General features: G+C 71.8%; 9 protein-coding genes. All 9 read right to left on the bottom strand.

Going from position 1 to position 13,954, the window contains the following annotated elements; translation table 11 throughout:
- A partial coding sequence (locus ACIRDX_RS08145) for a YeeE/YedE thiosulfate transporter family protein (RefSeq protein ID WP_396624915.1) occupies positions 1–917 on the bottom strand: 917 nt, incomplete at its 3' end.
- A 10-nt stretch (positions 918–927) separates the two neighbouring features.
- Entirely contained in the window at positions 928–1,461 is a 534-nt protein-coding gene (locus tag ACIRDX_RS08140; RefSeq protein ID WP_396624914.1) for a YeeE/YedE thiosulfate transporter family protein, read from the bottom strand.
- Positions 1,448–3,574, bottom strand: coding sequence for a cytochrome b/b6 domain-containing protein (locus ACIRDX_RS08135; RefSeq protein ID WP_396624913.1), 2,127 nt, complete (start codon positions 3,572–3,574; stop codon positions 1,448–1,450). The genes ACIRDX_RS08140 and ACIRDX_RS08135 overlap by 14 nt, the downstream gene beginning before the upstream one ends.
- Position 3,575: 1 nt before the next feature.
- Complete coding sequence (locus ACIRDX_RS08130; protein ID WP_396624912.1) at positions 3,576–5,009, bottom strand: tetrathionate reductase family octaheme c-type cytochrome; 1,434 nt, start codon at positions 5,007–5,009, stop codon at positions 3,576–3,578.
- Positions 5,010–5,133: 124 nt separating this feature from the next.
- Entirely contained in the window at positions 5,134–6,228 is a 1,095-nt protein-coding gene (gene mqnE / locus ACIRDX_RS08125) for an aminofutalosine synthase MqnE (RefSeq protein ID WP_396624911.1), read from the bottom strand.
- A gap of 123 nt (positions 6,229–6,351) precedes the next feature.
- Positions 6,352–6,855, bottom strand: a complete 504-nt coding sequence (locus ACIRDX_RS08120) for a secondary thiamine-phosphate synthase enzyme YjbQ (RefSeq protein WP_396624910.1) — start codon at positions 6,853–6,855, stop codon at positions 6,352–6,354.
- A gap of 262 nt (positions 6,856–7,117) precedes the next feature.
- The gene (locus tag ACIRDX_RS08115; RefSeq protein WP_396624909.1) at positions 7,118–11,356 is read right to left on the bottom strand and encodes a hypothetical protein; all 4,239 of its coding nucleotides are present in this window, start codon (positions 11,354–11,356) and stop codon (positions 7,118–7,120) included.
- Positions 11,353–11,724: a hypothetical protein gene (locus tag ACIRDX_RS08110; protein ID WP_396624908.1), complete on the bottom strand. Its 372-nt coding sequence runs from the start codon at positions 11,722–11,724 to the stop codon at positions 11,353–11,355. The genes ACIRDX_RS08115 and ACIRDX_RS08110 overlap by 4 nt, the downstream gene beginning before the upstream one ends.
- The gene (locus tag ACIRDX_RS08105) at positions 11,721–13,925 is read right to left on the bottom strand and encodes a glycosyltransferase (RefSeq protein WP_396624907.1); all 2,205 of its coding nucleotides are present in this window, start codon (positions 13,923–13,925) and stop codon (positions 11,721–11,723) included. The genes ACIRDX_RS08110 and ACIRDX_RS08105 overlap by 4 nt, the downstream gene beginning before the upstream one ends.
- Positions 13,926–13,954: the final 29 nt, after the last annotated feature.

Genomic DNA, 13,954 nt, shown 5'->3' with positions numbered 1-13,954 from the left:
TCCGACAGGCGACGGTAGAAGCCGGGATCGTCGAAGGTCTCCGGCGGCGTGTGCCACGCGCCCTTCAGGTGGAACAGGTTGAAGGCATGCTCGGGCCGCACGTCGAGCACGTGCACGTACAGGCCGGCGTTCTGCCGCAACTGCACGACCTCCATGGGGTGGGCGTACACCGCGCGCTGGGCCAGCAGTGGCTCGGCCTTCGGGGCGACCACGGTCCAGCGGTCGGCGGCGTCGGGTTGGCCTCGCAGGGCCGCCACGAGCGCCAGCGTGAGCACGAGCCCGGCGGCGGCGAGGCGCCCGCGGTGCCGAGGCACGAGCGACACGTCGCGCCAGGCGACCTTCCGGCCGACCATCGCCTCGGCAATCTCCGCGCCGTAGAACATCGCGAGCGCCATCACCACCACGGCCACCAGCATCCAGCCGTTGTCGACGCCCAGCCAGTCGCCCAGCGTGAACCGGCCCTGCGTGCCGCCCTCGTAGAAGGCCTCGAACGCCGGGACGGTCTCGCCGAACGCGAACAGGCCTGCGGCCACGCCGGCCAGGAACAGCATGCCGTCGACCTTCAGCGTCGAGGCCGCCACCAGGCTCGTGCCCGGGCAGAAGCCGCCGATGATGAAGCCCACGCCCATGATCAGGCCGCCGACGACCTGCGACGCGAGGTAGGTGTGGTTGACGTACAGGCGCGGGAAGTCGAGCCACCCGAGACTGCTGGCGAGGACGATCAACGTGGCCGCGGTGATGATGCCGCCGAACATGACCTTCAGCACGGTCATGTCGCGAAAGTAGAACTGCCCGGAGAGGCGGCGCGAGTCGCCGAAGCCGGCGGCCTCGAGCACCGCGCCGAACGCGATGCCGAGGCCGAGGCTCAGCAGCCACTGCGCCAGCATGGACCATGTCCCGGAGTCGATGGGCAACATCTGGGTTCCCCTACGTCCACTGCCGGCGCAGGAACCACGCGAGTGCGTAGGCCGAGCCGAAGATGCTGAACATGAAGGCGAAGCTGCCGACGCTGAGCACCGCCCCGCCCGACAGGGCCTGACCGGACGTGCAGCCGCGTGCGAGCCGCGCGCCGAACCCCATGATCCCGCCGCCGAGGAACGCCAGCGCGAGGCGCGTGCCGGTGCGTGCACGCGGCCCCTTGCGCACCTCCACGCGCATGCGCCCGTGCAGCAGCCCGCTGATCACGCCGCCGAGCACGGTGCCCAGCAGCATGCCGACGCTCGGATCCACCAGGGGCTGCCGCGACCCGCCTGCCGTCGCGGCGAAGTGCTTCACCGTGTCCACGTGCGACGGCGCCACGACCTTGACGATGCTGAGCTGGACGCGATTGATGGCCCCGCTCGCCCCGAGGCCCGTCCCGGTCAGGGCGTAGGCCGCGAACAGCACCAGGCCCAGCAGCGCCCCGGCGAGGTACGGATCGATGTAGCGCTCGACGCGCGCGTCGAGGTCAGGCGACGCCATGTTCATCCTCCTTGCGGGCCACAGTGGCGGCATCGGCGGCGACGTCGGTCTCGACCTCGTCCCAGCCCCCGACCATCGCGGCCAGGTTGCTCGTCAGCGTGTGCCCCGTGGTCGTCAGGTAGACGTGGCCCAGCGTGAAGCTCATGAAGAGCCACGAGCCCAGGTTGTGCAACGGCGTGATCACCGCCAGGCCGCCGAGCGCGGCGCTGTAGGCCGGCCAGCGCTCCGCGCCCCAGATCAGGATGCCGCTCACGATCTGGAGCGGCAGGAGCACGTTGAGCAGCGCCAGGTAGGTGAGCTGCTGCAGGGGGTTCATCTTCCGGCCGACGGTCTTGGGGACCGGGTGCGCCGCGCCGACGAAGATGCCCTGCAGGTAGTAGCGGGCCTGGGCCACGAGTGCGCCGCGCAGGTCCGTGTCGCGCGGGATGAACTGGCCGATGCCGCCCGTGGTCACGTGGTAGAAGAGCGACAGCGCCGCGTTGCCCAGCAGCACGAAGGCGAGCGCGTTGTGCAGGCTCACCGCCGGGCTGAATCCGAAGATCGTGATGCGCGCGGTGAAGTGGATCTCGAGTCCGGTGACCACCAGTCCGAGGGTGCTGGCCGCCATGGTCCAGTGCCAGAAGCGCTCGTAGGCCGAGTACAGATACACGCGTCGCGTGCTCGGATGCGTCACGTGGGCACGCAGGCGCTGCGTGCGCCACCGCCACACGGCATGGGCGAACACGCCGAGCACGGTCAGCAGGAACGTCCCGGCGCCGAGGCGGGTCGTCCAGGTCTGACGTCCGAGCCCCGGCAGGTACAGGTGATTGGCATTCCCCCAGCGAGGCAGCGCCGGGTCCGAGGGGTCGGCCAGCGACCCGAGGGCGAGGGGCGTGTCGAGTCGGCCACCCGCGCGATGGCAGTCGAGGCAGGTCCGCAGCACGGTGCGTCCTTCCTGCACGCCGTGCGCGATCGGGATCACCCGTGACCGGGTCCGGGCCACGGGATCGGGGATGCCTGCCGCCTGCAGGGCTGCGCGCATCGCTGCGAGGTCGGCACCCTGGCCGAGCGTGGCCCTGGCTCGCACCACCGTCGCATAGGCGATCTCCTGATCCTCGACGTCGTGCCAGGCGCGCTCGGTGACGATGTTGATCGGGCGGAGTACGGAACGGCCATCGACGCCGACCACGCTGGCGATCGCCGGCTCGAACGGCCGCACGAGGCGTGCGTTCAACGGATCGTCGTCGGTGCCCTCGAGGTTACGCCACTGCCGCTGCGGGCGTCCCAGCACGTCGGGCAGCGCGCGGTCCTCCTGCATCAGCACGGGGGCATGCACCACCGGCACGTGGCAGGACCGGCAATCGAGCTGCTCGAAGTGCCGCTGCGCATACGGCAGGAAGGCGTGGCCCTTTCCGGGGTCGTGGCACTGCTCGCACTCGGCGCTGGCCAGGCGGTGGTCGGGCCGCTTCAGGAACTCCGCCGTGCTGAGGCGCCGCGGGTCCATCCGGAGGTGCGCGGGCGAGGCCTGCGGCGGGCCCTGGCGGCCGGGCTTGTTGGGCGCGTAGTGGCAGTCGACACAGGACACGACGCGCGCCGCGTGCACGTCCCATGGCTGGTCGAGCCCCTCCTTGCCCTGCAGGTTCATCTGCGACGCCCGACGCGGACCGGCACCGAACAGCGTCCCCTGCTCGCGCGTCAGGTGCTCGGGATGCAGGCCGGTGCCCGGGGCCGGGTCGAGGAGCCGCGCTGGCAACTTCAGTGCGCCGGCGCTGCCACCGCCGCCATGGCAGGCCAGGCACTGGGCGTCGGCCGGCGCCTGCAGCGCCGCACGCTCGGCGAGCAGCCGCCCCTGAGCGTCGAAGGCCGCCCGCTCGACGGGCAGTCCCGGCGCCGCCACGTGGCAGGTCAGGCAGTCGATCTTCACGCCCTTGCGCGCATGCAGGTCGTGGCTGCCGATGAAGGCGGTGTCGTGACAGGCGGCGCAACTGCGCGCCGCACTGATGGGCTGGCCGCTGTCGCGCACCAGTCGCCCATCGGCGTCGTACGCGATGAAGGCAGGGTGGAATCGCTCCTGCGCGGCCGACGCCGACGACAGCGCCAGCACGGTTGCGCAGGCGACGATCAGGCGGCGCATGTCATGGCCTCCTGCCACCGACGCGGATCGGGTCGCCACTGTAGCCGAGCGCGCGGAAGTTCATCTGGCCGGTCGGACCGTGGCAGTCGGTGCAGGTCAGCGCCTGCGACTTCGGCGCCACCATGTGCGACAGCGGCCACACCATCTCGGTCTCGACGAACCCCATGCGGCCGCTGAAAGGCAGGCCGGTGTGCTTCGCGCCGAGTTCGGCCGCCTTCTTCCAGTCGAACTCCTTCCAGTAGCCCCGCTCACCGGGCGTCCCCGCCGTGACGGGCACGATGATGCGACGGTACTCCTCGTCGAACGGCTGCTTGCCGCGATGCACCTTCATCGGCCAGATGCGGGCCTGCGGGTCGGCCATCGAGCCCCGCGGCCGGTTGAGGTGCGTGGGGCCGCTGTCGGCCACGCGGTCGCCCAGCAGGTAGCGGTCGACCTCGCCCTTGAACCAGGCGTACTCGGGCCGCACGTCCTGTTCGTACGTGAACTCGCCCTTGATCTTCAGGTAGTGGTGCGCGTCGTCTGGCCGCGCGGCGTCGCCGGCCTGGCTCCAGTCCCACGTCTGCTTGGTCGGGACCTTCCGGGCGTAGGTCGGGATGTGACAGGTCTGGCACGCCACCGACGTGGTGTGCTGCTCGACGCGCGTGTCGGCGTGCTTGTACTCGCGATGGCAGTCGACACACCCGATGCCGCCCTGGCTCTGCACGCTCACGGCGAAGCTGCGCCCCGGTACCCGGTGCGACTCGGCCTTGTGGCAGTCGATGCACAGGAACTGCTCGCGTCCCATGTGGACGTCGATGTCCTCGGCGGGATTCTCGAGGCTGTTGTCGAGGTCACCGTGCTTCACGCCGAGCCCGCCGCCCCCGTAGCTGTGGCAGACGCTGCAGTTCTGGCGCTTGGGATACCCGACACTGCGCGCCGACGCCAGCAGGTCGACCGACGCTTCGGGGAACCCGGCCGCGCCCTTCGTGTACTGCCCGCTCCAGTCGTGGCAGACGAGGCAGTCGACGTTCTGCCCCTGCGTGAAGTCGAACCCGTCGTCCTTCCAGCCGTATCCGCTGTGGCACTTGGTGCAGCTCGGCCAGTTGCCCTGGATGCCGATGCAGAAGTTGTTCACCAGGTTCCGCTTGCCGACGCGGACCGGGGCCTGCCCGGGCCGACGCACCTCGTCGCCCAGCCACGACCAGTGCGCCGTCTGCATCACCTGATGGGCGGCGTCCTTGTGGCAGGACAGGCACGCGCGCGTCACCGACGGGCCATCGGCGAACGGTTCCTTGAAGTAGGCGGCGTGATCGAGGTGGGCGCGCGTCTTGCGCTCGAAGGTCGCACGCGGGCGTTCGGCATCGCCCGCCGGTCGACGCGAGACCACGACCACGAGGGCCGCGACGAGCAGCCCGAACGCAAGAAGGGGAACGGCGAGGTGCTTCAGTGCACGCATGCAGGAGCCTCGGGGATCCGGAGAGCCCACGGAGACAGGATGCAGCTCGGCCGGGATTGGTGACGCCGACGGAGGTCGCCGCAGTCATGAGGCATGCCCCATGACCCGCGTTAAGCGTTGAGCGTTAAGCGTTAACGAGGTTGTACATCGTGTCGCGTTCGAGCGGCGTACGGCCAGCGGCTTCGACGAGACGACGAAGCTGCGACGTGGTGAGGATGTCGGGCGTGTCCGATCCCGCCATGTGGTAGATACGCTCTTCCTGCACCGTGCCGTCGAGATCGTCGGCGCCGAACCACAGCGCCGCCTGCGCCACCGAGACCCCCGTGGCAATCCAGAAGGCCTTGATGTGATCGACGTTGTCGAGCATCAGGCGCGAGACCGCGATGGTCCGCAGCGTATCGGCCGCGGTCGGCGGCGGCAGCTTGCGCATCTGGTTGTTGTCGGGGTGGAACGTCAGCGGGATGAACGCCTGGAAGCCGCCCGTCTCGTCCTGCTGGGCGCGCACCCGCAGCATGTGGTCGACGCGCTCGTCGAGCCGCTCGATGTGCCCGAACAGCATCGTCACGTTCGTCTTCATGCCGAGGCGATGGGCGGTGGCGTGGATCGACAGGTAGCGGTCGGCGCCGGCCTTGTCGTGCGCGATCTTGCGCCGCACGCGCTCGGCGAAGATCTCGGCCCCGCCTCCCGGGATCGACTCGAGGCCCACCGCCATCAGCGCGCGCAGCACCTGCTCGTCGGTCATCTTGTAGAGATCGGCGAAGAACGCGATCTCCACGGCGGTGAACGCCTTCAGCGTGATGTCGGGGCGGATGCGCTTGAAGCCGGCCAGCAGCTCCGTGTAGTACGAGAACGGCAGGTGCGGGTGCAGGCCGTTGACGATGTGGACCTCGGTGAGCGCCTGGCCTTCGCGTGAGCGGACCTTGTCCCAGGCCTGCTCGAGCGACATCGTGTAGGCGCCGGGCTTGCCCTCCTCGAGCCGCGCGAACGAACAGAACAGGCACGACGCCTGGCAGACGTTGGTGACCTCGAGGCGCAGGTTGTAGTTGTAGAAGGCCTGGTCGCCGTAGCGGCGCTCGCGCTCGCGATTGGCGAGCCAGCCGACGAGTCGGAGGTCAGGGTGCTCGAACAGGCGCAGCCCGTCCTCGGCAGTCAGGCGCTGCCGGGCGTCGAGCTTGTCTGCGAGGTCGAGCAGCCCGGCTGCGTGCAGGCGGGTGCGCATGGAAACCCTCACTCAGCGGTCCGGTGGACCGGGTCTGGCCGGGCTCGGAGAGCCGGCCCTACCTTGCAGGTTCGCGGACGGCGCGCCGGCCCTGGCCGGCGATCCGGGGGCTGTCGGAGCCGATCAGCCGATGCCCCAGACCTGGACGCGCAGGGTGCGCGACCGCGGTCCGTCGAGCTCGCCCATCAGGATCCGCTGCCACTGCCCGAGCACCACGTCGCCGCCGCTGATCTGCAGCGTGAGGCTGTGCCCCAGGAGCAGGGCGCGCAGGTGACTGTCGGCGTTCATGCGGTCGCAGTCGCTGTGATCCGGATCGTTGTGGATCCAGGCCTCATCGCGGGCGACCATCTTCTCGAGGAACCGGCGGATGTCCGAGAGGAGCGCCGTCTGGAACTCGTTGATGAACACCGTGCAGGTGGTGTGCAGGGACCACAGGCTGACGATGCCTTCGCGGACGTTCAGCCCCCGCACGAGCTCCATGATCCGCTCGGTCAGGTCGACCACGTCGATGCGCTCGTCGGTTTCGATGACGAAAGTCTCGCCGTGAATCTTCAACCCCCCGGCGGAAACGGTCGTCACCTCCGCGACTGGCGTCTCGCGGACGGTCACCGTGGAACTCTTGCTCATTCGGTCCTCGTTGACGGCTGTAGGGTCCGTCCCGCCACAGTGGCGGGCGGACGCGCGAAACAGAAATGTTATGCGAAACGACCGGCGCCTCGCAACTGATGGGCCGGCCCCCGTGCAGCGGGGCGGCCGTGGGGCCGGCCCGTTGCCCGAGCCCGACCCTGTCCGTGTCCCAGTACATCAGGCCAATCGGGCCGGACCATGGCCGGCATGAGGCCAAATGAGGCAGCCGGCCAGGAGCGCCCCGGCTCACCGGCACGGCCGTTCACCTGGTTTGGACGGCGTCAGGGGCCTGCCGGGTGCGACCCGAGCGGCCAGAGGTGCCGTTGGCCGGCTGCACCTGGAGGCCGAGCGTGGCCGTCCACGCCCGGTAGACGCGCGCTGAGGTCCATCGGCCCCCGGCCACGAGGCTGACCGTCGCCCCGACCGGCAGCACGAGCGTACCGCTGGCCAGCCCGTACGGCTCGCCCTCCGAGTCGAGCCCGACCCCGCCCTGCCCCTGCACGGCAAACCGTCCGTCACGGACCACGGCCCCGGGGCCGAACCAGCGCGTCAGGCCGGCTTCGAGGTCGACCCGGCCGAACGCCGACGGCGAAAAATACGCGGCACGCGCCTCGTCGAAGCCAAAGGCGAACCCGCTGAGCCTGACCATGTACACCTGCGGGCCGCGAGCGAAACGCCGCGACACCTGCGTGTCGACCTGCACCCGGCGCGTGCCGTCGCTGACGCGGCCGGCCTCGATCCCGGCCGTGACGTCCAGCGTGCCGGCGCCACGCACCCGCAGCCCGACCCGGCCCGTGGTCGTCTGCAGGCCAGCGGCCAGCGTGGTCGCGTTCTCCCAGAAGGGCCGCCGCTCCAGCGTGCCCTCGAGCGCCAACCGTGCGCCGGCCGGCATGGCCACGCGCACTGCCCCGAGGGCCTGCGTGCGCCCCTCGACGCGCGTCGCCCCGGCGTGCCCAGACAGGCTCCATCCGGCGCCGAGCGGGGCCAGCACGCCCAGCCGCCCCTCGGTGAGCGAGGCCGTCGCGGCGTCCCCGGTGTCGAGCACGCCCTCGGCCACCTGCGCGTCGAGCCGGACACCGCCCGCGCCGCCCAGGGAGGCCGCGCCCGACAGCACCGAATCTCGCCGCGACATGAGCCGCTGCCCGCCGAATCCCTCCGCGTGGTCGACGCGGACCTGGCCCCGTCCCTCTGCGGCGTAGCGTCGACGATACGCCTCGAGCGTACGCCGGACGGGATCAGGCAGGTCGGGGCGACGCTCGATGGCCTCGTACGCCTGCGCCGCCGCACGCAGGTCGCCCTTCTGCTCGAGGGCCTGCGCGAGGTCGACCAGTGGATCCAGGGCGGCCGGATCGAGCGCCCGCCAGGCCGCGGCGGCGCGTGCCGCAGCATCCCAGTCCCGCTGGAGGGTCGCGAGGCGAGTGGCGGCTTCTGCCTCGAGGGTCGGGGATGCAGCCAGGGTGCGCGCGTGGGCGTACGCCTCTGCCGCGCCCTGCTGGTCCTCGCGCCACGAAAGGAGCCGCGCGTACTCGCGCCACGCCGCCACGTCGCCGGGCGCGCGTGCCAGATAGGCCCGATAGAGCGGCACGGCCGCCTCGTGCGCCCCACGCCATGCCGTGACCTGCGCCTCGAGGCGCGCCACGGCGGGGTCGCCGGGCGTCAGCCGCTCCAGCGTCGCGATGGCACTGGCGGCGAGTACCCAGTCGGCCGTCGCCACGGCGAGGCGTGCCTCGAACCGCGCGACCTCGAGGGCATGAGACGCCGGCAGGTCTCGCACCCAGGCGAGTACCACCTCCACGACCTCGGCAGGCCGTTGCGACAGGCCGGCAGCCATGTCGGCGAGAAACAGGACGTCGCGCGGCGCATCGCCGAGCGCGGCACGCGCCTCGTGGAGACGCTCGCGCAGCGAGGTGGCGTCGAGCTGCGCCTGCGCTGCGAGCGTCACCTGCCACGCCATCCGCGACTGCGGGTCGCGCGCGAGGGCACGCCGCGCCTCCACGTCGGCGGCGGAGGCCCTGCCGCTCATCAGCAAGGCCTCGGCAAGGGCCGCGTGGACATCCGCACGCACCGCCGTTGCCCGCGCGGTGGCACGCTGGAGCACCTCGATGCGTGCCTCCGGAGAGTCGAGGGTGCCCGCCCAGGCGACGAACGCCTCCGGGCGACCCGACCGGAGCGCGAGCGCCTCGAGGGCCGGCCGCGCCTCGTCCCTGCGCCCCAGGGCCACGAGGGCCCGGGCGCGCGCCAGTTGCAGGGCAGGTGGCTCGGACGCGTCGGCCGAGACGACGCCCAGCACGTCGTCCGGGCGACCGAGCGCCAGCAGCGCGTCCGCCTGGACCGCGCGCACGTCTGCCGGGACGTGACCGCCGCTCCCGGCAGGCGTCCCCGACAGTCGGGCGACGGCGGCCGCCGCATCGCCGTGAGCCAGGTCGTCGCGCGCCAGCAGCACCTGGGCAGCGACCACGTGGGTGTCGGCGACGACGAGACGGTCGAGCGCGGCGCGCGTGTCCGCAGGCAGTCGCCCAACGCGTCCCAGGTCGAGACGCGCACCAGCCAGCACCACCTCGGCCTCGGTCATCGCGCCACGGGCGGCCTCGAGTGCGCCAGCCGCCTCGTCCCAGTGACCGTCCGCCAGCGCAGCATCAAGGCGCAGTCGACTCCAGGCCGCCGGCGCCGGCGCGACCTGCGACGCCGAAGCGGCGACGACGTGCATCCAGGCTGCCGCCCCGTCGCCTGCCGCCAACGCCATCTCGACAGCGAGGCGAGACGCCCGGTCGGCATCACGCGCCTGCACCCGATCGGCAAACGCCCGCGCGTCGTCGACGCGTCCGAGCGTCGCGGCCCATGTGGCGCGGCGCACGAGGATCTCGGTGTCGGACTCGCCAGGCTCGGCGATCAGCGCTGCGTCCGCGAGCGCCACGGCTGCCCCATCGACTGCGGCGCGCGCGTCGAGCCACACGAGCAGGTGACCGGGCTCGCGAAGACGGCTCGCGACGGGCGCGAGCCAGCGCTGCACGTCCGCGGGCTGTCCATGCTGCGCAGAGATCGAGGCGAGCACGACACGCGCCTCGAGGTCGCGCGGCGATCCAAGGGCCGACACGGCGAGACGGGCGGCCGCCGCGTCGTCGCCGGCAGCCAGGGCGAGGCCCGCCCAGCCAGCCTGTTGCTCCGGGGTAGCCGAGTCGGGGGCGCATCTCTCGACCACGAGGCGCCACGCCTCCAGGGAACGACCGAGCGCGTGCCAGGCCCACGCGAGCAGTTCGGCGGGTTCGGGATCCAGCCCACGCCGGCCGAGCGGCGCCAGGATCGCGTCGACCTCCGCCCAGGCGCGACGTGCCGTCAGCGCGCGCGCCAGCAGCACGCGGTCCGGGGCCTCGAGTGTTCCGGCATCGCGGAGCGGCGCGAGCCAGCGCTCCGCGGCCAGGCCGTCGGCGTCGGCGAGGCGCACGGTCGCGATCCGCCGCGCCACGCCCGCATAGCCCGGGCACGACGAGGGGAGATCGGGAAGCACGTCGGCAAGCAGTGCGTCGGAGCCCGCCATCGTCACCACGCGCACGAGTCGTGCCCGACAGTCGCCATCGTCGAGGCGCGTGGCCCTCAGGAAGTCGTGGAGCGCGTGGGTGTCGCGCGCGGTCGCCAGGGCCTCCGCGAGGCGCCAGCTGTCGTCAGCGGTGTGCGCGGGGTGCGCCTGCAGTTGCAACAGCAAGGCACGCGCTCGCGCATCGCGGCCTGCCTCGGTGGCGAGATCCACGGCGCGCCGCAGGTCGGTCGGGGTCGCGTCAGCGCCGAGGCGAGGGGCGAGCAGGGCGAGGGCGCGATCCGGCTGCCGGGCTTCGGCCCAGGCCTCGATCGCCAGCGCACGCATGCCCGCGTCGTCCGGATGGCGAACGGTGTATCGATCGAGTGCGGGCGCGACCGCCGCACGGCCGCTCGCGCGGGCGAGCGCGCGAAGGTATGACGCCTCCCAGGCGGGCACCACCTCGCGCCGTATGGGCGGCAGCGCCTCCCAGGCCTGCCGCGAGGCCTCGACCTCGCCGCGGCGCTCGAGGGTGAGGGCCAGATCCGCGCGCGCGGCGGCCCATCGCACATCGACGGGATACGCCAGTTCGGCGTCATGCAGCGCGCTGGCCAGCAGCGGGGCCTCGAACGGCTCCTGCAGCAGCGCGAGGCGCCGGGCGTGCACGTCGGCGGTGGCGGCGCGCTCGGCGACGAGCGACGTCGCGAGGCGCAGGGCGGCCGCGCGATCGCATTCCACTGCGATCCAGAAGTGCTCCGCCCGCCGTGAGGCATCGAACGGCCGCAGGGCCGCGCTCTCGGCGAAGAGGGCGTGTGCGCGGGCCCAGTCGCCCCGGGCTCGCGCGATGCGGCCGAGTCCGAGCAGCGCCTGGGCGCGCTGGTCGGTCGTGGGTGCCTGCATCACCGGGTCGGCGGCGGTGGGGGGCTGCGCCGATGCGCCCATGGTCCCACCGGCGAGCACGAGCAGCGCGACCAGCACTCGCATGGTCATCGCTCGTGCAGCACGCGGCGGTACGCCCGTGCGGCCTCCTCGAGACGACCGACCTGGCGGAGGGCCTCTGCATGGCGCAGGAGGATTTCGGGATCGGCGGGATGGTCGACGACCAGTCGGCCGAGCGCCCGCACGTGCAGGTCGCGCATGTCGGCGCGGGCAGTCACGCGGATGACGGCTTCCGCGTGCCGACGCGACAGGCTCGGTCGCGCGAGTGCCGCCTCGGCTGCCGCGCGCGCCTCCACCGTGTCGGCCTGCACCGCCGCCGGCGTATCGAGCCACAGGACGTCGCGATGACGCCACCGGAACGCGCCCCACTCGAGGACGAGCGTGATGGCGAGCAACAAGGCGGCACGACGCGGTGTCATGCGACCTCCCTCGCCGTGGTCTCGACCTTCGAGTCGTGAGGCACTGCGCCCACGAACGCCACGCCGACCGCCCACGCCTCACTGCGTCGGCCGTCGGGCTGGATGGGGCTGACCCGCCGCACGCGTGCGCGCATCAGGCGTGTCCCCCCCGGCATCGCGAGCTCGACATCCACCGGCGCTCCGGGCGCGAGTTGGCACGGCAGCACCAGCGACGCGCCGCTGCCGCTCACGTCGCGCGTGGCCCCGATGAGCACGTGGCCGTCGGCGCCGGTCACCCTGGCCGGCAGGCGCGCGGCGCGGCGAGCCGATCGCGGCGCAAGTCGTCGATGCACCGCGAGCGCCAGTTCACGCCCGTGGCGCACGAGCCACGACGGTCGACGCAGTCCCTGCAGCAGTTCCGGGACGACCGTGTCGAAGATCGCATCGCTGACCGCATCCACGTCGTCGCGAGTGGGCGACACGAAGCGCAGGCCGAGGGCATGCCAGCCGTCGGCGGTCTGCCCTCCCCTGGTCACCACGGCGACGGCGAGGCGCCGCGGACCCGATGGCAGGTGCAGGGTGAGTGCGTCGATGCCGGCCTCGAGCGGCGCGGGTGACAGAAGCCGGCAGCCGCCTTCGCTCAGGTCGCCCGTGATGCCCACCACGCCCTCGTCGAGGGTCACGGGCACGCTGGCGCGGAACCGCGAGGTGTCGCGCTGCTGGGGCGGCCGCCACGCCAGCTGCAGCACGGCGACGACGAGCGCCATGTTGTAGGCCGTCCAGAAGATGGCGATGCCGGCGCCGAACCGGTCCTCGCTGACGCCGAAGCCAAGGCCCATCAGGCTCCAGTGAATCGCGAGGATCGACACGCCGAGCATGGCCAGGTGCGGGAGCACCGCGGCGTCAGAGCCGCCGTCGCCTTTCTTGCTCGTCACGACGAAGGCGCCCATCGCCCGGCCCTGCAGCGCGAATCGCCAGAGCGCCTGCAGCAGCGTGAACGTGTTCAGCATGTTGTAGAACTCGTCCATCAGCAGGCGGCCGCGCCCGCGGCTCGTCAGCTTGTACGCCAGGGTCATGGCGCCAAGGTTGGCGAGGTAGATCGCCAGCAGGCGGCCATCGAACGGCGCGATCGGGAAGGTGCCCGACACGAGCATCCACGGTGGGGCCAGGTAGAACACCAGCTTCGGCAGGCCGATGGTCCAGTGGAACATCGACGCGAAGTAGGCGATGCGCTGCGCGACGGTGAGCCCGCGACAGGTGAGCGGGTTGATGTCGAAGATGATCTTGAGGTTGCCCTCGGCCCATCGCAGGCGCTGCTTCAGGAACGACGCGACGTCGGTCGGGGCCAGCCCGGTGACGAGCACCTCGTTCACGTAGACCGACCGCCAGCCCTCGCTGTGCAGCACCACGGACGTGTGCATGTCCTCGGTGATGCTGCCGGTGATGATGCCGCCGTGCCTGACCAGCGCCTCGCGACGCAGCACGGCGCCGGTGCCGCAGAAGAACGCCGCGTTCCAGTGGTCCTTGCCGGGCATCACCAGGTCGAAGAAGACGTCCTGCTCGGCGTACATGCGCCGTGCGTCCCAGTCGACCCGGTGCTGGACGGAATCGAGGTTGTGGTACTGCTGCGGCACCTGCACCAGGGCGACGCGGGGATCCTCGAAGTAGCCGATCGTCCGCTCGAGCAGCGCCGGCTGCGCGACGTGGTCGGCGTCGAGGGTCAGGATCAGGTCGCCCGTCGACCGCGCGAAGGCGTTGTTCCAGTTGCCGGCCTTGGCGTGCCGGTTGTCGGCGCGGGTCAGGTACTCGCACCCGAGTTCGCGCGCCAGCGCCTCCACCTCGGGGCGCCGTCCGTCGTCGCACAGCCAGGTCCGATGCGGATAGCGCAGCGCCAGCGCGGCGCGAACCGTCTGCCTCAGCAGCACCGGGTCCTCGTTGTAGGTCGTGATGAAGACGTCGACGGTGAAGCGGCCTGATGGCGCCGGGCACCGCCGGCGGCGGGGCGCCCAGATCTGGAAGAAATAGAAGAAGAGCGACAGGAACCCGTGTACCTCGGCCAGGTACACCAGCAGCGCGAAGACCGGAGCCTCCGGGTTGAGCGAATACAGGGCCCTGTAGATCAGGTACGCGAGATAGATCCCGAGCGACGCGACCGCAACCGCCTGACGCGCGGTGCGGACGACGGGGCCGTCGAGGTACTCGAGGGTCCTGTCGGCATCCATCTCGACCTAACCATCGGCATATCCCGGCC

The sequence above is a fragment of the Luteitalea sp. genome, from assembly GCF_044337415.1.
Taxonomy (GTDB): domain Bacteria; phylum Acidobacteriota; class Vicinamibacteria; order Vicinamibacterales; family Vicinamibacteraceae; genus Luteitalea.
Note: the sequence above shows the minus strand (reverse complement) of the source record. Positions and strands in the feature narration are given on the sequence as shown.